The organism is Lamprobacter modestohalophilus, from assembly GCF_016583905.1.
Lineage (GTDB): Bacteria > Pseudomonadota > Gammaproteobacteria > Chromatiales > Chromatiaceae > Lamprobacter > Lamprobacter modestohalophilus.
Genome location: NZ_NRRY01000044.1, coordinates 18542 through 44313, shown reverse-complemented (window position 1 = coordinate 44313; position 25772 = coordinate 18542). Strand labels below are relative to the sequence as shown.

Annotated in this window: 25 protein-coding genes and 2 pseudogenes; 25 read left to right on the top strand and 2 right to left on the bottom strand. The window is 59.1% G+C overall.

The annotated features are described in order from the left end of the window. From CKO42_RS19895 to rfaH, 3 genes and pseudogenes are all read left to right on the top strand, one after another. Window positions 1-194: pseudogene (locus CKO42_RS19895) on the top strand (IS630 family transposase); the annotation flags it as partial. A 462-nt stretch (window positions 195-656) separates the two neighbouring features. Further along, window positions 657-1778 carry an undecaprenyl-phosphate alpha-N-acetylglucosaminyl 1-phosphate transferase gene (locus CKO42_RS19890; protein ID WP_200247859.1) on the top strand — a complete coding sequence of 374 codons (1122 nt, stop codon included), beginning with the start codon at window positions 657-659 and terminating at the stop codon, window positions 1776-1778. A 29-nt stretch (window positions 1779-1807) separates the two neighbouring features. Then, a complete protein-coding gene (gene rfaH, locus CKO42_RS19885) occupies window positions 1808-2320 on the top strand; it encodes a transcription/translation regulatory transformer protein RfaH (protein WP_200247856.1) in 513 nt (170 codons plus the stop codon). Here the strand turns inward: rfaH and CKO42_RS19880 are convergent. Next, a complete protein-coding gene (locus CKO42_RS19880; protein WP_200247853.1) occupies window positions 2317-3741 on the bottom strand; it encodes an O-antigen ligase family protein in 1425 nt (474 codons plus the stop codon). The two genes, rfaH and CKO42_RS19880, sit on opposite strands and share 4 nt — an antisense overlap. A gap of 214 nt (window positions 3742-3955) precedes the next feature. Between CKO42_RS19880 and CKO42_RS19875 the strand changes: the two genes are divergently transcribed. From CKO42_RS19875 to CKO42_RS19815, 13 genes are all read left to right on the top strand, one after another. Next, a complete protein-coding gene (locus CKO42_RS19875; RefSeq protein WP_200247851.1) occupies window positions 3956-4747 on the top strand; it encodes a hypothetical protein in 792 nt (263 codons plus the stop codon). A 23-nt stretch (window positions 4748-4770) separates the two neighbouring features. Next, entirely contained in the window at window positions 4771-6045 is a 1275-nt protein-coding gene (locus CKO42_RS19870; protein WP_200247848.1) for an outer membrane beta-barrel protein, read from the top strand. A gap of 29 nt (window positions 6046-6074) precedes the next feature. After that, entirely contained in the window at window positions 6075-6629 is a 555-nt protein-coding gene (locus CKO42_RS19865) for a polysaccharide biosynthesis/export family protein (RefSeq protein WP_200247845.1), read from the top strand. 20 nt (window positions 6630-6649) lie between these two features. Continuing rightward, entirely contained in the window at window positions 6650-8953 is a 2304-nt protein-coding gene (locus tag CKO42_RS19860) for a GumC family protein (protein WP_200247842.1), read from the top strand. After that, a complete protein-coding gene (locus CKO42_RS19855) occupies window positions 8931-9689 on the top strand; it encodes a hypothetical protein (RefSeq protein WP_200247840.1) in 759 nt (252 codons plus the stop codon). The genes CKO42_RS19860 and CKO42_RS19855 overlap by 23 nt, the downstream gene beginning before the upstream one ends. Window positions 9690-9871: 182 nt before the next feature. Then, window positions 9872-11167 (top strand): Vi polysaccharide biosynthesis UDP-N-acetylglucosamine C-6 dehydrogenase TviB, encoded by a 1296-nt coding sequence (gene tviB, locus CKO42_RS19850; RefSeq protein ID WP_200247839.1) that lies wholly within the window; start codon window positions 9872-9874, stop codon window positions 11165-11167. A 390-nt stretch (window positions 11168-11557) separates the two neighbouring features. After that, window positions 11558-11923 (top strand): MarR family EPS-associated transcriptional regulator, encoded by a 366-nt coding sequence (locus tag CKO42_RS19845; RefSeq protein ID WP_200247837.1) that lies wholly within the window; start codon window positions 11558-11560, stop codon window positions 11921-11923. A 306-nt stretch (window positions 11924-12229) separates the two neighbouring features. Next, window positions 12230-12808 (top strand): GNAT family N-acetyltransferase, encoded by a 579-nt coding sequence (locus CKO42_RS19840; protein WP_200247835.1) that lies wholly within the window; start codon window positions 12230-12232, stop codon window positions 12806-12808. A 28-nt stretch (window positions 12809-12836) separates the two neighbouring features. Next, a complete protein-coding gene (locus CKO42_RS19835; RefSeq protein ID WP_200247833.1) occupies window positions 12837-13250 on the top strand; it encodes a sugar 3,4-ketoisomerase in 414 nt (137 codons plus the stop codon). Next, a complete protein-coding gene (locus CKO42_RS19830) occupies window positions 13247-14377 on the top strand; it encodes a DegT/DnrJ/EryC1/StrS family aminotransferase (RefSeq protein WP_200247831.1) in 1131 nt (376 codons plus the stop codon). Before CKO42_RS19835 ends, CKO42_RS19830 begins: the two co-directional genes overlap by 4 nt. Before the next feature lie 47 nt (window positions 14378-14424). Then, a complete protein-coding gene (locus CKO42_RS19825) occupies window positions 14425-15138 on the top strand; it encodes an acyltransferase (protein ID WP_200247829.1) in 714 nt (237 codons plus the stop codon). A 68-nt stretch (window positions 15139-15206) separates the two neighbouring features. Then, on the top strand, window positions 15207-16718 hold the full coding sequence (locus CKO42_RS19820; RefSeq protein WP_200247827.1) for an oligosaccharide flippase family protein: 1512 nt from the start codon (window positions 15207-15209) through the stop codon (window positions 16716-16718). Between the two features lie 31 nt (window positions 16719-16749). Further along, a complete protein-coding gene (locus tag CKO42_RS19815; protein ID WP_200247825.1) occupies window positions 16750-17247 on the top strand; it encodes a hypothetical protein in 498 nt (165 codons plus the stop codon). A 24-nt stretch (window positions 17248-17271) separates the two neighbouring features. Here CKO42_RS19815 and CKO42_RS19810 read toward each other — a convergent pair whose 3' ends face one another. Continuing rightward, on the bottom strand, window positions 17272-17514 hold the full coding sequence (locus CKO42_RS19810; RefSeq protein WP_200247823.1) for a hypothetical protein: 243 nt from the start codon (window positions 17512-17514) through the stop codon (window positions 17272-17274). Window positions 17515-17877: 363 nt separating this feature from the next. On the opposite strand from CKO42_RS19810, the gene CKO42_RS19805 reads away from it, so the two are divergent. The 9 genes and pseudogenes from CKO42_RS19805 to CKO42_RS19765 all read left to right on the top strand — a co-directional run bounded on the left by CKO42_RS19805 (window position 17878) and on the right by CKO42_RS19765 (window position 25762). After that, window positions 17878-18357, top strand: a complete 480-nt coding sequence (locus CKO42_RS19805) for a hypothetical protein (RefSeq protein ID WP_200247821.1) — start codon at window positions 17878-17880, stop codon at window positions 18355-18357. After that, on the top strand, window positions 18351-19307 hold the full coding sequence (locus tag CKO42_RS19800; protein ID WP_200247819.1) for a glycosyltransferase: 957 nt from the start codon (window positions 18351-18353) through the stop codon (window positions 19305-19307). The genes CKO42_RS19805 and CKO42_RS19800 overlap by 7 nt, the downstream gene beginning before the upstream one ends. Before the next feature lie 165 nt (window positions 19308-19472). Further along, window positions 19473-20108, top strand: coding sequence for an FkbM family methyltransferase (locus CKO42_RS19795; protein ID WP_200247817.1), 636 nt, complete (start codon window positions 19473-19475; stop codon window positions 20106-20108). Beyond that, the gene (locus CKO42_RS19790) at window positions 20109-20876 is read left to right on the top strand and encodes a glycosyltransferase (protein ID WP_200247815.1); all 768 of its coding nucleotides are present in this window, start codon (window positions 20109-20111) and stop codon (window positions 20874-20876) included. 321 nt (window positions 20877-21197) lie between these two features. Further along, a complete protein-coding gene (locus CKO42_RS19785; RefSeq protein ID WP_200247813.1) occupies window positions 21198-21809 on the top strand; it encodes a class I SAM-dependent methyltransferase in 612 nt (203 codons plus the stop codon). Window positions 21810-22120: 311 nt separating this feature from the next. Further along, window positions 22121-22651: pseudogene (locus CKO42_RS19780) on the top strand (FkbM family methyltransferase); the annotation flags it as partial. Further along, window positions 22648-23748, top strand: a complete 1101-nt coding sequence (locus CKO42_RS19775; RefSeq protein WP_200247809.1) for a glycosyltransferase — start codon at window positions 22648-22650, stop codon at window positions 23746-23748. The pseudogene CKO42_RS19780 and the gene CKO42_RS19775, both read left to right, overlap by 4 nt. Window positions 23749-23751: 3 nt before the next feature. After that, window positions 23752-24621: an FkbM family methyltransferase gene (locus CKO42_RS19770; RefSeq protein ID WP_200247807.1), complete on the top strand. Its 870-nt coding sequence runs from the start codon at window positions 23752-23754 to the stop codon at window positions 24619-24621. Window positions 24622-24643: 22 nt separating this feature from the next. Continuing rightward, a complete protein-coding gene (locus tag CKO42_RS19765; RefSeq protein WP_200247805.1) occupies window positions 24644-25762 on the top strand; it encodes a glycosyltransferase in 1119 nt (372 codons plus the stop codon). Window positions 25763-25772 lie beyond the last annotated feature (10 nt).

Below are 25772 nucleotides of genomic sequence, written 5' to 3'. Positions count from 1 at the left end.
CGCCCAAGCATGCCTCTTGGCTGAACCAGATCGAGATGTGGTTCTCCATCTTGGCGCGCAAAGTGATCCGCCGCGGTAACTTCCTCTCGGTCGATGATCTTCATGAGAAACTCGCCAACTTCATTGATTTCTTCAACGACAAGCTGGCCAAGCCGTTTCGCTGGACCTATACCGGGAAGCCACTCGCGGCTTGATTGGCTGGTCGGTATTAGGATTTTCACAGCAGAGCACTAGCTGCTGGTTCAGCGCGAAACGGAGTGGCTGGGCGAGTAGGCTCGTTAATACTTCTTCATCAAAACCTTCTTGCTCATCCTTATCTGAATATGATTAAAAAAGCTTCCTCAGCGGAGCGGCGATTTTTGGGCGACCTGAAGAAGACCTATCGAATTTATTAAGTTTTATGAAGATTCGGAGGTGACCTGAAGAGGGCCCATCGGATTTATTAAGATTTATAAAGATTTGGAGAATAAGCGCTACACACTTCTTTAATATTTTCACAAGAGTTGTTGCACCAAAACCGAGTAGGCACAGCGCATAATGCAGTCAGTGTCCTACTATGAATCTCCGGTTTGTGCAGCAACTCATCCATTCTGCACGGTCCATGAGAAGACGGTAGTACAACCGTAACGCTCACCTTATTTAAGGATGTGACACCGATGCAGAATCTAAACATTGCACTAGGTGCATTCGCGGCTGCTGGCACCAGCCTGACTGTCATCTATGCGCTGCACCCGCTGGCTCCGCGCCTCGGGCTGATCGATCACCCCGGCAGTTGGCGTAAGCTCCACCAGCGCGCGATCCCCACCATCGGCGGTTTGAGTATTGCCGCCGGTCTACTGGCCGCCTACATGCTCATCGCGCCTGCATCCGAGCCGAGCGGTATTGCCCTCTTGGGCGCCGCGTTGTTGGTCGTCGTCGGCGGCCTCGACGACCGCTTCAACCTCGATTACCAGCTCAGATTCCTCGCCCAGGCCGCGGCCGCCCTCATCCTCGTGTTGGGCGCCGGCGTCAAGGTCACCAACCTCGGCGACTTGCTCGGCCTCGGTCCCATCGACCTGGGCGCATTCTCGTTGCCGTTTTCAGTCATCGCCGTCGTCGGCCTCATCAACGCCTTCAACATGATCGACGGCATCGATGGCCTCTCAGGCGGACTCGCCTTGATCGCGCTGGTCAGCTTGTGTATCGCCGACCCGACTTGCTCCACGGGCGGCGCCTTCCTGCTGCCCATCGTCTGCGCCGCACTGCTGCCATACCTGGCGTGCAACCTCGGCATTGGCAGATTGCGCCAGAAAAAGATATTCCTGGGCGACGCAGGCAGCATGCTCCTCGGCTACCTCGTTGCTTGGGCCTTGATTAGCGCCACTCAGCCAGCAGAGGCCGCCGCAGTAGGCGATACCGCTGCAGCATCCAGGCTGGCACCGGTCATCGCCCTATGGCTGGTTGCCATCCCCCTGCTCGATGTCTTCAACGTCATGAGCTGGCGCATGCTGCGCAAGCGCTCCCCGTTCAAGGCCGACCGCAGCCATTTGCATCACAAGCTCACCCGCGTCCTCGGCCACTCCCGGGTTGCCCTAGCCGTCATCCTGGCAATAGCCAGTCTATTCGCGACCGTCGCCCTCGTGGTCTGGCATCTGGGCGTGCCAGAACCGGTGCTGTTCTACGCCGCACTGCTCGTCTTCGCCGGCTATGTGCTGATGCAGACCCGTGTCCCCCGCGTCTACAGCGTGCGTTATCGCCGCCGCCTCCAGCGGCGCCTTGCGCTGCAAACAGTGCTGTGATCCGCAAAGACAAGACGAGCCTTCATCCCATGCACATGTCTCCGCATCATCAACCGCGTTGGTACATCGTCCAGAGCAAGCCGCGTCAGGCCGAGCGCGCCCAGAGCTGCCTCGAGCAGCAGGGTTACCAGGTGTTTCTGCCGCGCATCACCGTCGAGCGCATCCGGCGCAAGCAGCGCTGCTTCGTCGAGGAGCCGCTGTTCCCGAACTATCTCTTCATCCGCCTACAGCGCTGGGTGGACAACTGGGCCCCGGTGCGCTCCACCCGCGGCGTAACGCGCCTAGTCGCCTTTGGTGGTGAGCCGGTCCCGGTCGGTGACCACCTCATCGACGCCATCGCCCAGCGCTGTGCATCGAACGCCGACCCCAGCGAGCTACAGGCCGGCCAAGAGGTACGCATCCTCGACGGCCCCTTCGCCGGCCTCAACGCCATCTTTCAGGCGCCGCAGGGTGAGCAACGTGCCAACCTGCTCATCGAGCTACTCCATCGCAAGGTCACCGTCAGCGTTCCCCAGCGCCAGATCAGCGCCTGCTATGGCTAGTGTGATTGGCCTGGCCGCAGCGGCGCACTCCCGAACGCCGCGCCGGCCAGGAACAGATAAGCCAGCACCACCGCCGGCATCTGCATGCTGAAATCCGCCAGCGAGTGCAGGCCCACCTGCACCGTTGCGGCCACGAACAACAGCGCCAGCTCGAACTCCTGGCGCTGCGCGCTCATCACCAATGCCGTGCCCAACAACAGCCCGAACGCCCCCAGCAACGCAATGGTGGCAGGCCAGCCGAGCTCCATCACCAGCTCCAGGTAATCGTTATGGCCGCGTCGAAGGATCGCCGGAATGGTCTCGTCACGTACCAGCCGGAATGCCGACTCGAAGCTCCCCAGCCCATAGCCGAGCAGCGGCCGCTCATCGATCGCCTCCTGCATCAGCGCATACCCTTCGAAGCGCAGGTCGCCGTTCTCGAACAGATGCGCAAAGCGCGCCATGGTCTGATCCCCACTCAGTAACAGGTTCAGCGCCAGCAACATCAGCGGCAGGCTCACCAGCGCCAGCCCGAGTGTCCGCGTGCGACCCGCCGGCAAGCGCAGACTCCAACCCAGCAACAGCACTGTCAGCCCGGCCAGGAAGGCCACCAACCCCATGCGCGACTCGCTCAGCAACAGCGCCAGAAAGCAGACCACAGTGGCAATCACCAGCAGCCAACCAGTGGTGCTTACATCCTCGATGAAGCTTCGCAACCGCGCACGCTGATCCGTCTCGCGGCTGGCCAATTGGCGCAGATAGCGCAGGATCAACGCCAGCGCCGCCAAGGTGCCGAGCCCAACATAGGTTGCATAGTTATTCCGGTTGATGAAGGTGGAGCGCACCAGATTGGCAGCGCCGATGTCATCGAACCAGAGAAAGGACCCGAACCCGGAGAAATAGACCACCAGCCCATAGACCGCATAGCTAGTCTGCGCCGCGATGAACAAGCGCAGCAATAACTCCCGGTTGCGGCCGCGCCGACACAACCAGAACGCCAGCCATGCGAACACCAGGAAGGTCAGGAAGTGAGTCGCCACCTGCAGCGAGCGCTCCGGCACCAGCGACAACGCCCCGGCCAGCTCCGGGTATTCCAGCAGCCCGCGCGTCTGCGCCCAGGCCGGATGCTCGAGCCCCGGGAACAGCCCCGGCAAGCTCTGCACGATGCCCCACAGAATCACCCCTAGCGCCAGCGCACTGGCCGCTACCACCGACGGTTGTGGCAGGGTGATGCCGCGCTCGCGGTGCCAGCGCTGCAGCACGAAGGACGCCACAGCCAGCGCCACCACCACCCCGTAGAGCGCCGGCCACACGGCATAGACACTGCCGAAGGGCAGCGGGCTGAATACCAGCAGCGCCGCCAACAGCCAAAACGACAAACCGCGTGTCGGCGCCTGCCGACGGCGCGGGGGGGGGAAGGACAAGACAGCGGGGCTAAGCATTGAACGACTCCTTATAACGGAATAACTGACCCTGAATGATGACTGATTCCTGAATGATTGACCCTGAATCACGCAGGCATCTTCATCGTTCTTCATTTTTATCGGAGCGCCTTCCATTAGATAATGCAGCCACTTTGACACTCCCGGTCACCGCAAGAACCAAGGTGCCTCAATGAAGAACCCCCGCATCGCAGTTCCGCTTCTGAGCACGCTGATGTCCTTTGGCGCTTACACCAGCGCCCAAGTCCAGCCCATGCTCGAAACAGAGTCACCAAGCGCTGCATCTGTCAGCACCCAGGCCGAAGCTGCTGGAACTGAGCAGGCCCTGGTCGGCCTCATTACGCCCGAGATCCTGAGCCAGGCCATCGCCGATGGAAACCTAGAGGAGGTCCTCGCCGAGGCCCTAGGTGAGAACCCAGGACCGGAGCAGATCAACGCTCTGCAAGGAGCGCTCGATGGACTGGCGGTGAACGTACCCGCCGATGCCGCCGTTGCCGCACGTGCCGTGGTCGCCCGCGCGCTAGCACTGGCTATCGACAACCCGCAGGCGGCGGTCGACCTCTCTCAGGCAGCGAGCCGCGTACTGACCTATCCCGGGGTTGCTGAAGCCGATCCCGCTGGCGTTGGGCAGGCCCTGGCGGATGTGGTGGGCGTGGTCACGCTAGCGAAGCGCTCGGCCGAGAGCCAAGGCCTCACCCTCACAGGGACCGAGGTCGCCGAGCAGGCGGTCCAGTTCGCCCAGACCAACGACGCCGTCAGTGCCGCAGTGCCGGACTTCAACGAGCGCGTCGCCGAGGCCGAAGAGCTGGCCAACATCCAAGCTGATCTGGCCGATGTCATCCCTGCCGCTGGAGACGATGAGGCGGACGACGCAGCGGGCGATGAAGACGGGGTAGGGGACGACACCGGCCTTGGAGAAGCCGCTGACCAGGTCAGCACGCTGGCCATCACCGGCGACCAAGGCGGCGGTGGCAGCTCGATCATCAGCACCGCAGCCCCCCGCTAACGTAATCACGCGAGACGATACCGATGCGAGCCCTCATCTCAACCTCGATCGTCATGGCTGTTGCGGTGCAAGGCCTGAGCATCTCTGCCGCCCAGGCACAAGACTCAGCCGGCGACATCGCCTTTGACGTCAGCGACGCGCTGCGCCCGCTGGAGGCCCGGGGCATCGGCTCTCTGCGCCTAGGCGCCTGGCTGATGACGCCAGTCGTCAACATCGGCCAGACCTACGACGACAACATCTTCGCCACGCCCGATGACAAGGTCGATGATTTCATCACCGACATCGACCCGGCCATCACCCTAGCCTCGGATTGGAACCGTCATCAGACCGCGTTCAAGCTCGACGGCAGCTTCGGTTTCTACCAAGAGAACCCAGACGAGAACCGGCGCGACTACTCCATCGCCAATACCACCGTGTTCGATGTCTGGGCCGGCACCCGGCTCACCACCGACCTGCTGTATCGCCATGCACAGACGCCACGGACTTCGCCCGATAACCTCGATGCCTCGGCCGAGCCGCTGAGGTTCGACCAACGCCAGGCCGGCCTCGTGCTCTCGCGCGACCTCAGCATCTTCACCCTCAGCCTGAGCGGCACGATGAAGCGCCTGACCTACTCGAATAGCGAGGCTGTCGGTGGCGGCACCATCAACAATTCCGATCGCGACCGTACCGACAGCGGCTATGCGATCACCCTCGGCTACCAGCCGTTCCCGCAGACCAGCGCCTCGCTCAGCCTCGGCTATGAGGACACCGACTACGACGACGCCGCCCAATTCGGCGGGCCGGACCGCGACAACAACGGCCTGACCATCGACCTCAACGCCAGCAAGACCATCAGCGAACTCTGGGTCATCGGCCTGAACCTGGGCTACCACCAGCGCAACTTTGCCGACCCCAGCCTGGACGACCTCAGCGGTAGCAAGGCCATCATCCTGGGCGCCGACGTCCAATGGAACCCGACGCGCCTCACCTCGGTCACGGCCACCCTGCTGCGCCGCTCCTACGAGACCACCGAGGCCGGCGCCTCGTCCATCGTCAGCACCTTCGGCACGCTCGGTCTGGAGCACCAACTGCTCAGCCAACTTGTGGTCAGCGCTGGGCTCGATTACAACCTCAGCGATTACGAAGGCGCCACCCGCGAGGACCACGATTACGGCCTCAGCCTGGGGCTCGAGTACGCGCTGATGCGGTTCCTGGCCATCGAGGCCGAATACAGCTATCGCCAGCGTGACAGCAACGTCGACAGCGCCGGCTACGACAAAAACACCGCCTACCTCGGCCTGCGGCTGAGCTTTTGATCACCGAATATCATGGAGAGACAGAACGCATGACCATTCCAGCATGCCCTAAGCACCGATTGCAGCGACTCGGCCTCGTGCTGTGGCTCGGGCTGCTGCTGCTCGCAATGCCCCAACTGCTGCCGGCCCAAGGCGCGGACTACCAGCTGGGCCCCGGCGACAAGCTGCGCATCACCGTCTTCGCTGAGCCCTATCTCTCGGGCGAATACATCGTCAGCGCCAACGGTTCGGTCTCGATGCCGCTCATCGAGCCAGTCAAGGTCGGCGGCCGCACCCTGCCTGAGGCCGAAGACCTGGTAGAGCAGGGCCTGCGTGCCGGCTTCATCGGCGACCCGAACGTCGCCATCGAGATCCTCGGCTACCGCCCCTTCTTCATCATCGGCGAGGTCAAGAGTCCGGGCAGCTATCCCTACGTTGCCGATATGTCCGTGCTGCATGCGGTCGCCATCGCCGGCGGCTTCACCGCGCGGGCGGCCAAGCAAAAGATCGAGATCCAGCGCAACGGCAAGGTCATGCGCTCGATCCAAAACACCACCCCGGTCTTCCCAGACGACATCATCACCGTCAAGCAGCGCTTCTTCTAGGCATCGCATGGATAAATCGCATGGATAATGGACGCAACGCGCTGCCTCCAGGGAGTCAGCCCTATCCCGCCTACCAGATCCCGGTGGGCCCGAACACCACCCTGAGCCCAACCGAAGAGGACGAAGGCCTCGACCTACGCGCACTGCTGAGTGTCCTCTGGCGCCGCCGCTACGTCATCCTCGGCACGGCCCTGTTCATCTACCTGCTGGCGTTCATCTATCAGATCCAGCTCACGCCCCGGTACACCGCCTCGACCCTGCTGACGCTCCAGTTCCGCAGCGAGGCCGTCGTCGACATCCAGGCGGTGATCTCCGGACTCTCGGCCAACGAGAGCGTCATTCAGACCGAGATTGAGGTCATCTCATCGCGCCGGCTGATCAGCCAGCTCGTCGACCGGCTGAACCTAACGCGCGACCCCGAGTTCAACCCGGCCCTGCGCGAGGACAGCTCCCTGCTGCGACTGATCGACCCGCGCACCTATCTCTCCTCGGATTGGCTCATGGCGCTGGGGCTGCAAGAACCGCCCGAGCCGCTGAGCGAAGCCGAGCGCGAACAACGCCAGCGCGCTGGTGTCATCGGCCGGGTCAGCAGTGCGCTGCGCGTCAGCAGCCCGCGCATGGCGTACACCATCAAGATCGCGTTCGAGTCCGAGAACCCGCAAACCGCCGCGCGGCTCGCCAACACCCTGGCGCAGGTCTATCTGGACGACCAGCTCGAGGCCAAGTTCGAGGCCACCCAGCGCGCCACCGACTGGCTCAGTATTCGTATCACCGAGCTGCGCCAACGCGTGGTCGCCGCCGAGCGCGCGGTCCAGGCCTATCGCGAGGAGCATTCGATCATCGAGTCCGGCGGCCAAGGCACCATCAGCGAGCAGCAGCTCTCCAAGCTCAACACCGACCTGGTCGCCGCCAAGACCCAACTGGCCGATGCCAAGGCCCGCTACCGCCAGATCCAGACCAGTGGCCCAGCCGACATTGGAGCCCTGGGCGAGGTCATGAGCGCGCCCATGATCCAACGTCTGAGCGAGCAGGAGGCCGACATCCGACGCAAGGCCGCCGAGCTCTCCGAGCGCTACGGCAGCAGGCATCCAGAGGTGATCAACGTCCGCACCGAGCTGCGCGACATTCGCCGCTCCATCAGCACCGAGATCGACAAGATCGCCAAGAGCGTCGAGAGCGAGGTCGAGCTGTCCCAGGCACGGGTCGAAGGTCTGAGCGCCACCCTGCAAGAACTGCAGGCCAAGAAGGCCGAATTGGAAGGCTCGCGCATCGAGCTGCGCGAGCTCGAGCGCGAGGCCGAATCCAGCCGCCTGCTGCTCGAGACCTTCATCAACCGCTTCAAGGAGGTCAGCACTCAGGATGGTCTGCAAAAGCCCGACGCCCGTATCCTCTCCGATGCGCAGCCCGGCGCCCAGACCTTCCCGAACAGTCGGCGGTCACTGATCATCGCCTTGATCCTCTCGCTGGGCGCCGGCATTGGCCTCGCGTTCCTGCTGGAGAAGCTGGACAACGGCTATCGCACCCCGGAGCAGCTGGAACGGGCACTGCGCATGCGCAGCCTGGGCATGGTGCCCAAGCTCAGCTCCCTAAAGCTGCGCGGTCGCACACCCTCGCAATACGTGCTGAAGAAGCCCGCGTCCTCCTACGGCGAGGCCCTGCGCACGGTCTACACCGCCATCACCCACGCCAGCGCCAGCGGCGACAAGCCCAAACGGCTGCTGGTGACCTCATCGATCAGCGGCGAAGGCAAGACCACCTTCTGCCTCAGCATGGCGCGCCTGCTGGCCCTAGCCGGCAACAACCGCATCCTGCTGCTGGAGGCTGACCTGCGCCGCGGGCGTATCCACAAGACGCTGTACAGCAATGATGCGACGGCTGAGGTTCCGCCCATCTCGGACTACCTCACGGGCGAGGTCGCGGACTGGCGCCGCTGCGTGTACACCGAGCCGGACAGCGGCCTGGACCTGATCACCGCCGGCGGCAAGGTAGAGCACCCACAGACCTTGCTGCAATCCGAAAACATGCAGCGCCTGCTGCACGAGGCCACTGACAGCTACGACCTCATCCTCATCGACACACCACCGCTGCTGGCGGTGGCCGATGCCCTGGTGCTGACTCGCTATGTGGACGCCGCCATCCTCCTCGTGCAATGGGAATCGACACCGCGCGATGCCGTCAAGAGCAGTCTGGACCTATTGCGCAAGGCGCATGCACCGGAGGGTGGGGTGGTGCTGACCCAAGTGGACGTAAAGAAGCACGCCTACTACGGCTACGGCGACTACGCGAGCTACTACGGCCGCTATGGCACCTATTACACCAATTGACCCTGAGCGCATCGATGCGCCTGCACCGGGCCGCGCCGCCAGCTGGACCGGGCGCGACAGCCTGGTCACTGCGCTCGCGCTCATCACCGCCCTTGCATTGCTGCTACTGGCCGGCAACCAACTGCTTAACCAACTGAGCCGCATCCCAGCCAACAGCTACTACGAAAAACGCCAATCACAGTTCCGTGCGCCCGAGCACGGCCAGGGCTACCTGCGCGAGGCCATCCAGCGCCTGAAGCAGATCCCGCCCGAGCGCCGCGGTGCGCAGGAATGGCGCCGCCTGGCCGCCGCCTGGCTGCTGCGCCGGGTGCCGCCGGACGACCCAGAGCAGCGCACGCAGCGCGATCGCGCCATCCGCCAAGCCATCACTGCCAGTCTGATCCAAGAACCGGTTCAGGCACACGGCTGGGCCTATCTAGCCGACCTCCAGCAGACCCCGCCCGGCGACTGTTCCGCAGCCATGGCCGCCCTGACGCAATCCTTCCGCGTGGCGCCGGTCGAGCCAACCTTGGCCGTTTACCGCCTAGCGCTAGCCGTGCGCTGCCCGATGCAATGGACCCCCGAACTGCTCAGCGCACTGCGCACCAACCTGCTGATCCCCTATGCAGACAACCGCGCCATTAGCGCCTGGGCGGCCGAACGCCCGCGCGTGCAAGCCATGATTCGCCGCCTGCTGCAACCGCACCCGCAGGCCCTAGCGCGCTTCGAGCGCGCGCTAAAAGCCGCGACCGGCTGAGCACGCTTTAAGGGCCATAGCCCCTTGCCATCAGCGGGCGGAGATGGTCAAATAACGCAGTGCGTTCATTAATGAACCCACTCGGCAATACAATCTAGCCAAGGTGCCCAAGCACCGGCCAATGTCCCAAAAAGATCAATCGGGGCAGTGCGGCAGCTATGGCTCATCAAGGAACCAGTCCCATGGACCCGACCTACGCGTACCTTACTGACCCAAGCACCCCCATCGCCATCATCGGCCTGGGCTACGTCGGCCTTCCGCTGGCGGTCGAATTCGGTAAACAGCGCCCGGTCATCGGCTTCGACATCAACCCCGGCCGCGTCGCCGAGCTGCAAGCCGGCACCGACAGCACCCGCGAGACCACCCCAGAGGACCTCGCCGAAGCACAACAGCTCCAATACACCAGCGACCCCGAGGCCCTGCGCGCCTGCAGAATCTTCATCGTCACCGTGCCCACGCCGATCGACGCCTACAAGCGGCCGGACCTAAACCCGCTGCTCAAGGCCAGCGCCAGCGTCGGCCAGGCGCTCAAGCCCGGCGACCTGGTCATCTACGAATCCACCGTCTACCCCGGCTGCACCGAGGAAGACTGCGTACCGGTGCTCGAGCACCATTCTGGCCTGACCTACAACCGCGACTTCTTCTGCGGCTACAGCCCAGAGCGCATCAACCCCGGTGACAAGGCACACCGCCTAACCACCATCAAAAAAGTCACCGCTGGTTCCACGCCCGCCATTGCCGAGCAGGTCGACGCCCTCTACCGCGCGATCATCACCGCCGGTACCCACAAGGCCGAGAGCATCGCGGTAGCCGAAGCCGCCAAGGTCATCGAAAACACCCAGCGGGATCTCAACATCGCGCTGATCAACGAGCTCGCGATCATCTTCAACCGCCTCAACATCGACACCCAGGCGGTGCTCGAAGCCGCCGGCAGCAAATGGAACTTCCTCCCGTTCCGCCCCGGCCTGGTCGGCGGCCACTGCATCGGCGTCGATCCCTACTACCTGACGCACAAGGCCCAGGCCATCGGCTACCATCCCGAGATCATCCTCGCCGGGCGGCGCCTCAACGACGCCATGGGCGCCTACGTGGTCGGGCAACTGATCAAGGCCATGACACGCCGGCGCATTCCCATTGGCGACAGCCGGCTGCTCGTACTCGGCCTCACCTTCAAGGAAAACTGCCCGGACCTGCGCAACACGCGGGTAGTAGACATCATCGACGAGCTGAAAGACTATCAGTGCCAAGTCGATGTCCACGACCCCTGGGCCTCAGCAGAGGAGGCGCGGGATGAGTATGGAATCGAGTTGACCGCGCAGCCCGCACAGGGGGCTTACGACGCCGTCATCGTTGCCGTCGCGCATGATCAGTTCAAGGCGCTAGGCCAACAAGGGCTAAGAGCCTTCGGCAAAGCCGAGCATGTACTTTACGACCTGAAATATGTGCTGCCAGCAGACGGGGCGGATGTGCGGCTCTAAGCACTAAGCGCTAAGAACGCTGTCCTCCCGTGGTCCAAGCCAGACCGCCCAAAATCTTCGCCCGCAATTCCCGATGCTCCGTCATTCCGGCCGGGAAGCCGGAAACCAGTCCAGGGAAAGCAACCTCGCAGCAAAAACAAAGTGCGAAACAGAGGCGAAACAGCGAAGACCACGCTTTTGGCGCAACACCCCCTTGCCAACAGCAAGCAGAAATGCTTTAATCACGCAGTGCGTTCATTGATGAACCCACTCGCCAACACAATCCAGCCAAGGTGCCCAAGCACCGGCCAATGTCCCAAAAAAGATCAATCGGGGCACTGCGGCAGCTATGGCCTAACAGAACGCTTCCCCAACGCAGCATGCGACTGACAAGCAGAGCAGGGCGGCAGCGTGCCTGACGCAAACAAGCACACTGCAAAAGCGCTCACCGACGACCTCACCTTCCAGGCCCTGCGCCAGCTGCAAGCCAACCCACGCCTGAGCCAACGCCAACTGGCGCGCGCGCTCGGCATCAGCCTGGGCAAGACCAACTACTGCCTGCGCGCCCTCATCGCGCGTGGCCTAGTCAAGGCCGAGAACTTTCGCACCAGCAAGAACAAGCTGGCCTACGCCTATCTGCTCACCCCAGAAGGCATCGACGCCAAGGCCCGCATCACCGCGCGCTTCCTCAAGCGCAAACAGGCCGAATACGACGCCCTCAAGGTCGAGCTAGAGCAGCTGCTTGCCGAGGCGCAAGCCGACGGCCTGATCGACTGACCGCTCAATAGCTCAGTTCAATTGCTGAAAGAGAAGCTACCGGTGCTGCAAAAGCACGCCTGGCCTCGCTGAAAAGCAAACCACATCATCGCTATCAAAACAGTACCCGCCCGGTGATCGCCGAACGGGCGATGCCTGCTGCTGCGCGATTAGCACCGCCAGACGAAAACAACGGTTGTCGTCTTCGTTTTGCAAAACAAAACGCAGAAATGAGCCGAGCCCTATGATCAATGCCACTGCGTTCATTCATGACAAAGCCTTAGTCGATAAAGGCGCCAGTATTGTCGGCAGAGTGAAGGGCGAATCATGACCGCTAACCAGCTGCCGACACAGCTCCCGAAGATCCAAAAGGCACAGCAGGTCAAGGGGAAAACGCTCGTATTTCGAGACGCTAACGCCGAAGACGCCGCCTTCATCCTCTCACTACGCACGGATGAAAAGAAATCACGCTACCTCAGCACGACGTCATCGGATCTGAGCGCACAGCAGAAATGGTTACAAAGCTATTCGCAAGCGACCGATCAAGCCTATTTCATCATCGAGTATCAGAGTGAGCCTATCGGCACCGTTCGTCTATACGACGCAATAGACAACAGTTTCTGCTGGGGTTCCTGGATCCTGAAAGATGGCCGGCCATCACAGGCAGCCATGGAATCCGCGCTCATGGTCTACGCCTACGCCGTCGACCATCTCGGCTTTACCGCCGCCCATTTCGATGTCCGCAAGGGCAATGAGCGCGTCTGGCAGTTCCACGAACGCTTCGGCGCCAAGCGCACCGCAGAAACAACGCTCGACTACTTCTACACGCTGAGTCTGGAAGCCATCCAGGCCTCAAGGACGTGCTACGCCAAATTTCTCCCGGCTGGCGTAACAGTCACCAACTGAATCGATCTAGCAAAATAAAGCAGCGACTATGTCTATCAGTGACTGCAAAATCATCGACTTACCCAAGATCGCCAATCCCCAGGGCAACCTCACCTTCATCGAAGGTGAAAACCATATCCCCTTTGAGATCCAACGCGTCTACTACCTCTACGACGTGCCAGGAGGAGGCGAGCGCGGCGGGCATGCACACAAAGAGCTGCAGCAACTCATTATCGCCATGTCGGGCAGCTTCGACATCGTCCTCGATGACGGTAAAGACAAGATCCGTTACCACCTCAACCGGTCTTACAACGGCCTCTATGTCTGTCCAATGATCTGGCGTGAATTGGATAACTTTTCTTCCGGATCGGTCTGCATGGTGCTGGCCTCCAATCGCTACGACGAAATCGACTACTACCGTGACTACGCCGAGTTCATGCGTGCACGCTGGGGCGCTGAATGAGTGTTCCTTTCCTTGACCTCGGCGCGGCCTACCAGGAGCTCAAAGACGAGCTTGACGCCGCCTATCAGCGCGTCATGGCCTCCGGCTGGTACATCCTCGGTGAAGAAGTCGAGCGCTTCGAGACCGAGTTTGCAGCCTACTGCGAGGCGGCCCACGGCATCGGGGTCGCCAGTGGGCTCGATGCCTTGCATCTGGCCTTGCGTGCCTGCGACATCGGCCCTGGCGACGAGGTCATCGTCCCTTCGCATACCTTCATCGCCACCTGGCACGCCGTCTCCCACGCCGGTGCCACGCCGGTGCCGGTGGAGCCGATCGAGGCCACCTACACCATCGACCCGGCACGCATCGAGGCGGCCATCACAGCACGCACCCGCGCCATCACCCCGGTGCACCTCTACGGCCAGCCCGCGGATCTCGACCCGATCCTAGCGATTGCCCGGCGGCACGGGCTCAAGGTCATCGAAGACGCCGCACAGGCCCACGGCGCCCGCTACAAGGGCAAGCGCATCGGCGCGCACGGCGATGCCGTCGCCTGGAGCTTCTACCCAGGTAAGAACCTGGGTGCCTTCGGCGATGGCGGCGCCGTCACCACCAACAACGCCGACCTGGCCGAACGCCTGCGGCTGCTGCGCAACTACGGCTCGCGCGAGAAATACGTCAACCAGGCGCAGGGCTACAACAGCCGGCTCGACCCGCTGCAGGCCGCCTTTCTCGGCGTCAAGCTGCGGCATCTGGATGCCTGGAACGACCGCCGCCGCGGCCTTGCCCAAGCCTACCTGCAAGGCCTGGCCGACAGCCCGCTGACCCTGCCGGTCGTGCCCGAGTGGGCCGAACCCGTCTGGCACCTGTTCGTGATCCGACACCCGCAACGCGACACCCTGCAGCGCCAACTGACCGAGGCCGGCATTGGCAGCCTGATCCATTACCCCATCCCGCCGCACCGGCAGCCCTGTTACGCCGATGCCGGGTACGATGATCGCCGCTATCCCATCGCAACGCGCATGGCGGGCGAGGTGCTGAGTCTGCCGATGGGGCCACACCTCTCGCGCGAACAGTTCGGCTGCGTCTTGGCGTACATGAGTGAAAACGATCGGACAGGCTTCGAAAGTAGTATAGGGAAGCGATAGATGCGCTCGTCGTGCTTCTCCTTTCGCTTTGAATAAGCTTTCACAAAATGAAATATCTAGAAAAATTTCTCAAGAGAAAGTTGAACAAGGATGGTTCGCTCTATTTTTGCCTTTCCGTTGTTCGCTCGCGGCCTTTGGCTTTCATAACGACGTGTCTCTATTCTTCCTACTATACAAAAAGATTGACCGGCAAGTTGTGGCCGATCGTGGTCCGATTTCGTGGTAAGTTGGTTCCGCTAACGATCTCAGTCAAATCGGCTAATGTTGTAACTGAAGGGAACTTGATAATTGAATCATGGCAAAACGGAACAGCCCCGATTTCAATTGCTCTTGGAAGAGGTTCAAAATTCGCCATTGAAGGTGACTTCATTATTGGGCAGGGTGTGAAAATCGCAGTGTCGGATGGCGCGACCCTGTCTTTAGGTGGAAGGAAACATTCTACTGGTTCAGGAATCACCTGCGACAGTATCATCATGGTCAGAAGTAGAGTCGAGATAGGTGCTGACGTCATAATTTCCTGGGGTGTATTCATCACCGACTCTGACTGGCATAAGATAAATGGTGCCGAGGACGTACTGCCTGTACAGATCGGCGATAACGTATGGATCAGCCATGATGCATCTATATTGAAGGGGGTTAAGATTGGTGCAGGTAGCATTGTTGGTGCTAAGAGCTTAGTGATTGGGTCAGTACCCGAGCGCTGTCTGGTGGGAGGCGCTCCGGCAAAGATCATACGGGAAAATGTATCCTGGAGTCGTTGATTGGAATTATGAACATAGCGAATTATTTGTAATTTGGGAGTTCAAGAAGATAATTTGGGTTCTGTCGCGTGCAACAAAAATCATACACTCAAATACTAAAGTCCTCCTCTATCATTGGTGGTGCTCAAGGCATTAATCTGCTGCTGAGTATGGTTCGGGTCAAGTTTGCTGCCGTCCTGATTGGTCCCGTTGGCATCGGTTTGCTAGGTAATTACTCAGCCATACAGGGTTTGATTGGAACCATCGCTGGTTTGGGCATTCAGTCGAGTGCGGTACGGGATGTTGCCCAGGCGGTGGGCAGGGACGACCAAGAAGCCATTGGTCGGACGGTGCTTTCCCTGCGTCGGGTCTGTTGGCTAACCGGATTAATGGGTGCGGTCGCAATGGCTCTGCTCAGCCCGCTCTTGAGCCAATGGACCTTTGGCTCGGACGATTATGTGCTGGAGATTGCACTGCTGGGACTTGTCATCCTCTTTGGCAATCTAGCGGGCGGTCAGATGGCGCTGATCCAGGGAATGCGGCGTATCGGCGATCTAGCCCGACTCAACATCATCGGCGCCGCGGCGGGCACATTGATTGCTATTTGGGCCTACGCATGGCTTGGTTTGGGGGGGATCGTTCCAGCGCTGCTGCTGATGTCGGCGATTCAACTGCTGGCCTCTGGATATTTCGCGCGACGAGTAGCAGTACCCTCTGTCCGCATGACTTGGCTTGCAAGTCTCCGGGCGACCGGTGGGATGCTTCGGCTGGGTATGGTTTTTATGTGGACCAGCCTGATCGCAGCTTTGGTCGCATTCGCGACGCGCGCCCTTATCACCCAACAGATTGATCTGTCGGCGGTGGGCATCTTTAGCGCGGCTTTTGCCCTGTCGGGAATGTTCGTCGGTTTTGTGCTTAGCGCCATGGGCGCGGATTACTATCCGCGGCTGACTGCAGCCTCCCACGACCCAGCCGCTATGAATCGATTAGTTAACGAACAGACCGAGATCGGGTTACTGCTAGCTGTACCAGGGCTGCTTGCAACCCTTAGCCTTGCTGGTTGGATCATCCGAATCTTTTATACCGGAGAATTTCTACCTGCGGCTGACCTGCTGCAATGGTTCGTCCTCGGCTGTCTTGGGCGCGTCATCTCCTGGCCATTAGGATTCGTGATGCTGGCGCTAGGTAAAGGAGTTTGGTACTTCGTCGCGGAAACTCTTTGGAATTTTTTGCATCTGTCCCTCATTTGGATCGGCCTTGCCGTCGTAGGCCTTAAAGGCGTGTCGATCGCTTTCTTCATACTTTACATCGTTGTTACGATTAGCGCATATTTCATTGCTCAACGCCTAACCGGCTTCGCTTGGTCTGACGCCACCCGGAAACTGCTCTTGTTACTGCTCCCAGTCACCTTGCTAGCGTTCTTAGGCGCGCGACTGCTACCGCTCTGGCCCTCGACACTCATTGGTCTGGCCGTCACCCTTGTCGCATCGATCATCTGCTTGCGTGGATTGGTCACTCGTATCGGCCAAGAACATCGTATCGTCCGCAGTGCCTGCCGCATCCCCGGCATGCGCTGGGCCTGTGGTTTGCCAGCATCCTGAGAACTCCTGAGAACGGGGGAGTTTTTCGATCGTGTACCCCCTGACGCGTTGGTCCTACGAACAACTCAGCGCCCGCTTGGACCACCTGGCCGCGCACCAACTCTATCCGGAATTGGTCGTGGTCAGTTGCCAGGTGATCGAGCAGGTCATCCGCCGGCACCTGGCGCGAGAAATCAATCTGCAGCGCCTAATCTGGGTCACCGGGGAATCGGGTGGCTGGCGACCATTGACAACCCCTGCGGAACGCGACCAGGCGCTGCGATCCCTTCAAGGACCTGAGGCCTGGAAGCCTGTCTGGCGGAAGCAGCTTCACGAACATCGCCGTCTGCCGCCATTGGATCAGGCCTTCAATCAGGCGGTCGGCTCCAATGCCTGGAATATCCTGATGCGCAACGCCAAGCTGCCCTTGCTGCCGTGCCAGTCTGCCAAAGACGCCCCCTTGCGTTTCGGCCTGCGCCATTGCCGGCACAAGTTGGTGCATGGCATGCAGTCACCGCCCCAACGCGAGCTGGAACTGCTCGCGCCTTGAGGCGCCGAGGCGGTCAAGCGCCTCCTACATCAGGAAACTGGCTGGCCGAAGATCCTGGGCAGCGGATTCCACCGCCATGTGCTCGGTGACAGAGTCCGATGCGATCACCGAGAGGTGTTGTGGGACTGGCATGCCCTGATTGACGCGACGGCAGAGCGCATGCAGGTGGCGTGTCCAAGTCTGGAACAGCCGCCCGTACTGCGATGGGAAACGCTCCTCGGCCGGGCAATACAGGAAGGATTCCGTGAACCGGACGGCTGCTGGCAACCGCAGCAAGAGATGCAGGCTAATCGGGTCGAATCCGGCGCCAAAGCCCGCCTGGCTGAGGTATTGCGGGTTGCAAGCCGGGACTACCCACCTTCCACACGCGCAAAGATACCGCTCGATGATCGCTGGGGCTGCGTGATTTCGTTGAACTTCGATCACGCCTGGCGGCCGGGTATCACCCGCAAACACCGATGCCGCGTTCCCTCGCCGAAACCAACCGGTTCGGCGGCACCGAGTCTAAGCCGAGACTGGATCCGGACGGAATGTTCAGTGGAATGTTCGGCAGGCCCCGGACAAACACCATGTCCTCGCCTCTGGTTTCCGAACGGGTCCGTTTTGCGACCAGACAGCATCCGCATGGGGTTGCACGACGATGGCAGCGCGCCGGCGTCGATCCGCAGCACATTCAATCGACTCAAGGCTTGGGAGCGGCGGTCGCTCGATGCAATCGATCCGCGCTCACCAGTCGGGTTCAGTGCGATCGTCGCCGCGCTGCGGGCCGCCAGTGAGCAGGTCCCCAATCTGTCCGCCTGGCTTGGCAAGCCGCCAATGCCGCTTACCTGGATTGCAGAGTTCCTATACCGGCCACTGTACTTCGCCGGTGTGGGACTCTCGGATCAAGAATCGGGCCTCTGGTGGCTGCTGGCGCAGCGCGCACGAAACCATGCACGGGTGGGAGAGGCAGCGAATGCCCTGGTGTGCATCCTGCTTGGGCGTGACAATCGCCCGGCCTTCTGGCGCACCCGCGCGTTCGGGATCGAACCCGTGCTGTGTGATGACTGGGATGCGGGGTGGGCGAGATTGTTGGAACTGTCAGACAGATCGGACAAGCGGAAATGTTAGAAACACAAGATGAGCGTTCTGAAGATCGGCCGTTGGTCACCTTCGCGCTGTTTGCCTATAACCAGGAAAAATATATTCGAGAAGCAGTTGAGGGGGCGCTGGCACAGACATATTCACCGCTGGAAATTATTTTGTCGGATGATTGTTCCGCAGACAGTACCTTCGCAGTAATGAAGGACTGCAGCGAAAAATATAAGGGGCCGCACAAGATTGTACTGAACCGGAATGAGCGTAACCTTGGCATTGGTGCTCATGTGAACAAAATCATAAATCTTGCAACCGGTCACTGGGTCATCATGGCGGCCGGAGATGATGTTTCATTTCCGCATAGAACGCGCACAGTTATGGCGTTAGTGAGCAACGAAGGGGACTCTCTCGGGATCGTTCATTCCAGTGCGACCCTGGTCAGCGACGTGGGTGAAGTAATACAAGACACCAATGCTGGTTGTTGGTATGGAAACCCGCACGATCCCGTTGATTTTGTGGTGAAAACTCGCACCGTGTTAGGTGCTTCGCAATGCATAAGTAAAACTGTAGCTAATTACTTCGGTGATTTTGATCCCGCCATTTGGGCAGAGGACAAGATTTACCCATTGCGTGCGATGCTGTTGGGTAAAAGAATTCATTTCATTGAAGAACCTCTGTTGAGGTATAGAGTTGGTGTCGGCGTATCTAGCTCGTGGTCACGGAGAACTGGAACCAAAAGACAGAGGCTTGATGCAGCGATAAAGTCTCTGCGTAGAACGGAAACCTTGTTAAAACAGTATTTGAAAGACAGTGAAATAGCCACAAGCAAGCCCCTAGAGCTAGAGGCTTCGATACAGAAGAAGTTGGTGGCGATAAATCATAGGATATCTGTATTTGGATCAACGACGACCCCGTGGTTATGCACAAAACCCAGTGCGATTATTGAGCATTACAAATCCGTTTTTAAGCGAGCGATTATATAGGTACAATTTATGAGAGTTTTCGGTGCAGTTCTGCGGACGCTAACACCTCACGGCATCGTCCGGCTACAGGATTGGGCTTCTCGATTCGAGCGACTTGGAGCGCCCCGATACTATGCTTTCGATTCGAAAAAACGGCAGGCGCTGCTGCAATGTCGTGCCGAACTGTTGCCATATCAATTTGGACAGAAACTTTCTCAGGTCATTGACGTTGGCGCAAACCAGGGAAGCTGGACTAGGTCAATTGGCCAGTTTTTTAGTGTCGGATCATTCGATTTAGTTGAACCAAACCCCTATCTCATTGAGGACTTTTTGTTTCCCATTCGAGATTCTCTGAATAATGTAACGGTTCATCAGTGTGCCTTGGGGAGCTCAGAGGGTTCAGCGAAGCTCAATATCACAAAAGGCTCTGCTCTTTCTTCATTGCTCCCTGTGCTTGACATCCAGCAGCGATGGCACGGCGACAGTGCCGCAGTGATGGAAGAAGTGGAGGTGCCTGTCAAGACGCTGGACGCATTATTCGCCAATAAGACCACCTGTGATCTTCTGAAGGTCGATGTCCAGGGACTGGAGAAGCAGGTGTTGGAGGGGGGGGGGAGGCTGCTGTCCAGAACACGATGCTTGCTGTTGGAATTGGACTTTGAGCGGCATTATGCAGGTGATACGAGTTGGTATGAGTTAGCTCGGTACTTGATCGAAGACCTTGGTTTCCAATTTTGGGATATGTCTCCTCCAGAGCGTCGCGCAGATGGGCGTGCGCTGTGGGCGGACGTCTGTTTTGTACGGGACGTGATGGAAGTCTAAATGAACAAACGCAATCTTCTCGTCAAGTTGATCAGACTGAAGCCCCACCTCCACGGTCGTTTGTATGGCTGGCTGTGGGAGATCGTTTGGCCCTTGGTCAGGGAGCCCGATGGACTACCAAGCCGCTATCGTTTGCATATTCCGGTGCCATGGCGAACGTGGACTAGGCGAAGCCGCGAAGAGGCTGAAGCAGTTATCGGCCTGGAGCAGACAAACAGAATTCGAATAATCTGGGCATCGCGTTCGGTCTTTTTCAAAAGACCATGGGTGTTTTTTAACCTTATCAGAGCCTTTCTCCCATGGTCTTCCGAGTATGAATTTGTTGTTGTAACCAATCACCTTGAACAGCAAAAAAAGAAGTTTGAAGATTGCTGCGAAGGTCTGAATATCAAGTGGTTTGATATGTTTGATAACCCTGAAGGTTACGAAGCAGCATTTCAGGCGTCTGATCTGGCCATCTTCCCTGCTGCCGGCAGTGTGACTGGATTGATGTTCAAGGAGTGCGTGGCCAACGGTATTCCTGCAGCCTGTACGGTCGCACCAGAGGATATTATCCTACATACGCTTTTTGAAAAAAATAAAGACTTCTTGGAGATAGATGAAACAGATTTTACGGAATCGGCCGAAAGGATTCGAAAAGCTGTCTCCGATAAAAGCCATGTAAAGATAGCAGAGCGTGCTTTGGAAAGGATCAGGACAACGCAGCCAAGTCAAGATGAGTTTGGTGGCGTTTGTAGTGATTTTCTTGTAAACCTCGTCGATAGGTGAACTCTTCAGTTTTTATAGGGTTTATCTTGGGTGGGCGCGAGTTATCAATAAAAGAGTTGAGTGTTATGGTGACAAAAAGTATAGTTTCGAAATTCGGGTTTTTGGAGAAAATTGCATCTTTGCTTCCAAAGGTTTCATCGGACTCGACGGGCTTCGTTTCTCGGAGAAACTTGGAGACTGCGGCGCTTAGTGATTTGCATCACTGGTTGCTAGCGCAATGCAACAATGATTATGCGAGAAGATACCTGGAAGGTGGTCTACGGCATTGGTCCCGAAAATGGGAATACCCGTATATTCTTGGTCAAGTAGCCAAATTCGTGATTGCGGGCGGGGGGGGGTACACGTATTTTCGACAACGCGTGCGGTGTCAATGCGACCGCCTTTCTGCTCGCGAGCGCCGGCTTGGATCTGACGGGTACTGACCTGAATGATCAGGCCTCACCCGACGGCGAACTCCCCTCAGAGGCATGGAGCCATGTGGATACAAAAAAATTTCAGGGGTCCATGCGATTCCAAACTGCTGATTCCTTGGCTTTGCCGTTCAGTGACGGAGAATTTGATGCTTCATACTCCATATCTTCGCTTGAACACATGCCCGATCCCGTACAAGCAGTGAAAGAGATGATTCGGGTCACGCGGTCTGGTGGATTGATTACCTTCACGATGGATGTGTCCCCGCTGAGCAGTCCAGTTGAAGGTGAATCGAATGTGAATCTAACCAATTTTTCCGACATTCAGGATGTTCTTCAGGCCACATGTAGCTTTTTTGCGCCGCCCAGATTTGATGTGCCCGATGATGTTTTGTCGTGGCATGGGAGTCAGCGAGACAGAACGGCACTTCATGGATTGCTCAAACTAATTCGCAGGCATTTTGCTGATTCAAAAAAAGACAGGAATTTCTATATCTTTTGCGGTTCATATATCAAACGATAAACAAGCGAGTTAGGAATGAGTAGACGCAATCTTCTTACTAAGCTGATCCGACTGAAGCCCCACCTCCACGGTCGTTTGTATGGCTGGCTTTGGGAGATGGTTTGGCCCCTGGTCAGGGAGCCAGATGGCTATGTGCCGGCTCAGTTGGGCGCCATCGAGATGCGACTGGATCTCCGTGAAGACGCAGAGCGTTCGATCTATCTTGATGCCTATGATCCAGCATTGCGCAAGTTCATCAGGTCGCATTTGCGTGATGGCGACCGGATGGTGGATATCGGCGCGAATGTCGGGGCGCTGAGCGTGACTGCGGCGAATGTGGTCGGTGCCGGGGGGGGGTGCTCTTGGTGGAGCCTAATCCGACCTTGGCGAAACGGCTGCAGGCCCTTTCTGCGCGCAATCCCATGGGGAACACCCAGGTACTCGATGTGGCGGTTGGCGATGTTGCCGGGCAGGCAGAGTTCTTTCTCTCGAGCTCCCATCCGTACTCGAGCCTTGATCGCTCCGAACTACCTGATTATCCCCTGCGCGGAACGGTGAAAGTGCAGGTTCGCACACTGGACGACATTTGGATGAATGAGCTTGCTCGACAGCCGATCCAGTTGCTCAAGATCGATGTGCAGGGCTTTGAGGCCAAGGTGATTGCCGGAGGCAGACAGTGCCTGACGGAATGTCCGCCAGAATGGATCGTGCTCGAACTCATGGGTGAAGGCCTTGATCAGGTCCGGGAAGAACTGCGGTCACTCGGCTATGCCGAGTCCGGGTTGGATGAGACCGGAGCACTGACCGGCTCCGTCGATGGGTTGAAGCCGGGCGCGAATCTGGTACTGCACCGAGAACCATGACCCTACACATCCTCTTCTCCCCCAAGGCCGAGGGCTGTCCGCGCCTGGCGCTGGATCTGATCCATCAGGAACGGCTGCAGACCGGTCAGCGGCCTTCGGTGGCCTTCCTGACGGTCGAGCCCGATGATCTGTTGTCGGAGTTCGAGGCGCGCTGCGCCGGCGTCTATCACCTCGGCTGGTCTAGAAAGGGTTTCATCGGTCTGGCGTGGCGCGCCTGGACGCTGTTACGGCGGGTCAAGCCGGATGGGGTGGTGGTGTATACGCTCGGCCAGCATCTTTCCATTGGGGTGGCGGCCAGGTTGCAAGGTATCCCAGTCGTCGTTCATGTTGGTTGTCGGCCCCCATTCCGTAACTCGACTGCGTCGAAGAAGTTAGTATTTGTAATGCGGATTGGTGCATTTTTTGTAGGAAATCATATCGCTTGTTCTGATGTTGTTGCAGATGATTGCCGTAATTATTATGGTCTCCGAAATGTTGTCGCCGTTCCTAATGGGACCAATCTAAGCAAATGGCTTGGGCTTAGAAAAAGACAATATAACGAAGATGCAAAGTTAGACGAAAATATGCCATTTAAGTTCGCGATGGTCGGAAGCCTGGAGCCAAGTAAAAACCATGAGGTACTGATACGCGCACTACCGAGGATTTTGATAAAAGGTGGAAATCCAGAACTGCATTTGATCGGTGAGGGCTCGATGCGCAGACCTCTCGAAGAACTGGCCAAGGCGCTTGGTGTTCATCAATTGATTGTCTGGCATGGAACGTTGTCAGATGTGGGTAAAGCATTGGCGTTGGTCGATTTGTTCGTCTACGCCGCGAAGGAAGAGGAGGGCCTCGGCATTGCGCTGGTTGAAGCCTTGGCCGCTGGTTTGCCGGTCGTCGCTTCTGATGTGCCCGCATGCCGCGAGGTGCTGGAGGGCGGACGCCGGGGCCGTTTGGTGCCGGGTGATGACCCAGAAGCCTGGGCAGATGCGTTGCTGTGTAAAGAGCCTATTGCGATACCGCCGGTCGATGCACTCGCTCGCTACGATATCGCCGCTACCTGGGGGCAGTATCGTCGGAGTCTGGATTTGGATGCCGCCTCGGTGAAGGATGGTTGATTGATGAAGCTGCGTTTTGGGATCTTAAATCGCATGAAGTCCGTGGGTTCATCGCTCCATCAAACACGAATTGGGGGGGGGGTTGCACGACTGGAAAATGCTTATCTGATGGGGTTTTGGAACCGGTCGAATTTTGACCTTGAGTCGAATGGCGAAGGGTTCTTGCTGGACCAGATTGCAGCGCTAGTTGAGTCCATGCAGTCAATAAATGCTCCTATCATCTTTGATATTGGTGCCAACGTCGGCGATTGGAGCCACGCCGCGGCGAGGCGTGTTGGGTCTGCGCGCATCTTTGCTTTTGAGCTCGATCCTGACACGGCTGCGGTGTGTGAGCAGAACTGTGCCGTGCTGCCTGGGCACCAGACGCACGCATTCGGGCTATCGGATCATAGCGGTGATGTCGATTTCTGGTCGCTGGGTGACTGTGCCAGCGGCTCCAGCATCGAGCGATTAAATTCTGCTTCCGCTGCAGTAAAGCGAGGTCAGGTTACAACAGGCGATGCCTTCTGCGAGAAATATGGGGTTGACCATATTGACCTACTGAAGATCGACGCCGAAGGCCATGATTTAGCGGTTCTTCGCGGATTCTCTGGCTTGCTGAAAGCAGGATCAATTCCCTGCATACAGTTTGAGTATGGCATTACCTCCCTCGGCGCAAAGGTCATGCTGCGAGATTTCTATGACTTGCTCGAACCATTCGGCTATCGGATCGGTCGCCTGTACCGCGATGGCGTTGAGTTCAAGTCGTACGATCATGTGGAAGATGAAGGACACATCATGGGCAACTGTGTTGCTGTGTTGAAGCCGGGAGAGCTGGGCAAGCCGCTATTTGATCGCCTCGCTATCCTGAAATATGGCCACAACACGATTTGAACCCCTCTCTGAGGTCACTCGGGTGAGTATCCTCCACGTCCTCGGCGGCGATGCTATGGGTGGCTGTGAGCGGTTGTCGATTGATCTGGCAGCAGCCTATGCCGCGCAGGGGTTGACCCAGGCGGTGCTGTTTTACGGTGCGGCGGGCTCGGGTCCGGCCTGGCGGGCGTTCGAGGCGCTGGGTGTCACGCCTTACCGGATTGGCTACGACGGCAAGCCGTTTCACTTTGTCTGGGCGTTAGCGCGCCTGTGTCGCCAGCTGGGCGTGCAGGCGGTCCTCACCCATGGCTTCGGCATGCATCTGCTGATTGCCGCCGGCGCGCGTCTCGGCGGTGCGGGGCGGGTGCTGGCGCTGGTCGGCAATCCGCCGCCTGCGGAACCAGCCCTGCTGCGGCGCGTGCGATGGCGGGCGCATCTGGCCCGGCCGTTGGTGACGCGCGAGATCGCCTGCTCCCGGTATGTCCGGGAACGCATGCTGCGCGAATACCGGCTCCCGCCTGATCGGGTGGTGGTGGTGCCCAACTGGGTGCGGGTTAATGAGATCGCGCGTCGAGCAGATGAGGCGAGGTCGGCGCGCCAGGCGGCGATCGGGCGGGGCGACGAATCGGCCGACCCGGTCATGCTGATGGTCGCCCGGCTGGATCCGATCAAGGATCACGCCACCGTTATCCGGGCCATGGCACTGCTGCAAGGCACCAACCCGGAGCTGCGCCTGCGGCTGGTTGGCGACGGCAGCATTCGAAAAGCGCTTGAAGCCTTGGCGGCGGAGCTCGGGCTGGCGGATCGGGTGGAGTTCCTCGGCGCGCGGGAAGACATCCCCGAGCAGTTGGGCCGCGCCGATCTGTTCGTGTATGGCACCACGGTGGATGAAGGCTTTGGCATCGTCCTGGCCGAGGCCATGGCTGCGGGCCTGCCGATTGTTTGTACCGATGAAGGGCCTTGTGCCGAGGTGCTGGACGATGGGCGGGCTGGGCTGCTGGTCCAGCCGGGTTCAGCCGAGGCCATGGCGGAAGGTTTGCGGCTAACGTTGAGTGATCCGCATAGTGCAGAACAGATGGTGGCTGTGGCGCTCGCGGTGTCACGCGAGCGCTATGATGTGAAACGTGCGGGTGACGAGATCAGACGTATCGTTCAAACATGATTTTTGGAGC

Excerpts from the sequence above, each read along its gene's own strand:
- CKO42_RS19890 (WP_200247859.1), top strand. The coding sequence starts at position 657 with ATGCAGAATCTAAACATTGCACTAGGTGCATTCGCGGCTGCTGGCACC.
- rfaH (WP_200247856.1), top strand. The coding sequence starts at position 1,808 with ATGCACATGTCTCCGCATCATCAACCGCGTTGGTACATCGTCCAGAGC.
- CKO42_RS19865 (WP_200247845.1), top strand. The coding sequence starts at position 6,075 with ATGACCATTCCAGCATGCCCTAAGCACCGATTGCAGCGACTCGGCCTC.
- CKO42_RS19800 (WP_200247819.1), top strand. The coding sequence starts at position 18,351 with ATGTTAGAAACACAAGATGAGCGTTCTGAAGATCGGCCGTTGGTCACC.
- CKO42_RS19770 (WP_200247807.1), top strand. The coding sequence starts at position 23,752 with ATGAAGCTGCGTTTTGGGATCTTAAATCGCATGAAGTCCGTGGGTTCA.
- CKO42_RS19870 (WP_200247848.1), top strand. The coding sequence starts at position 4,771 with ATGCGAGCCCTCATCTCAACCTCGATCGTCATGGCTGTTGCGGTGCAA.
- CKO42_RS19840 (WP_200247835.1), top strand. The coding sequence starts at position 12,230 with ATGACCGCTAACCAGCTGCCGACACAGCTCCCGAAGATCCAAAAGGCA.
- CKO42_RS19855 (WP_200247840.1), top strand. The coding sequence starts at position 8,931 with ATGGCACCTATTACACCAATTGACCCTGAGCGCATCGATGCGCCTGCA.
- CKO42_RS19790 (WP_200247815.1), top strand. The coding sequence starts at position 20,109 with ATGAACAAACGCAATCTTCTCGTCAAGTTGATCAGACTGAAGCCCCAC.
- CKO42_RS19880 (WP_200247853.1), bottom strand. The coding sequence starts at position 3,741 with ATGCTTAGCCCCGCTGTCTTGTCCTTCCCCCCCCCGCGCCGTCGGCAG.
- CKO42_RS19835 (WP_200247833.1), top strand. The coding sequence starts at position 12,837 with ATGTCTATCAGTGACTGCAAAATCATCGACTTACCCAAGATCGCCAAT.
- CKO42_RS19830 (WP_200247831.1), top strand. The coding sequence starts at position 13,247 with ATGAGTGTTCCTTTCCTTGACCTCGGCGCGGCCTACCAGGAGCTCAAA.
- CKO42_RS19875 (WP_200247851.1), top strand. The coding sequence starts at position 3,956 with ATGTCCTTTGGCGCTTACACCAGCGCCCAAGTCCAGCCCATGCTCGAA.
- tviB (WP_200247839.1), top strand. The coding sequence starts at position 9,872 with ATGGACCCGACCTACGCGTACCTTACTGACCCAAGCACCCCCATCGCC.
- CKO42_RS19860 (WP_200247842.1), top strand. The coding sequence starts at position 6,650 with ATGGATAATGGACGCAACGCGCTGCCTCCAGGGAGTCAGCCCTATCCC.
- CKO42_RS19825 (WP_200247829.1), top strand. The coding sequence starts at position 14,425 with ATGAAATATCTAGAAAAATTTCTCAAGAGAAAGTTGAACAAGGATGGT.
- CKO42_RS19775 (WP_200247809.1), top strand. The coding sequence starts at position 22,648 with ATGACCCTACACATCCTCTTCTCCCCCAAGGCCGAGGGCTGTCCGCGC.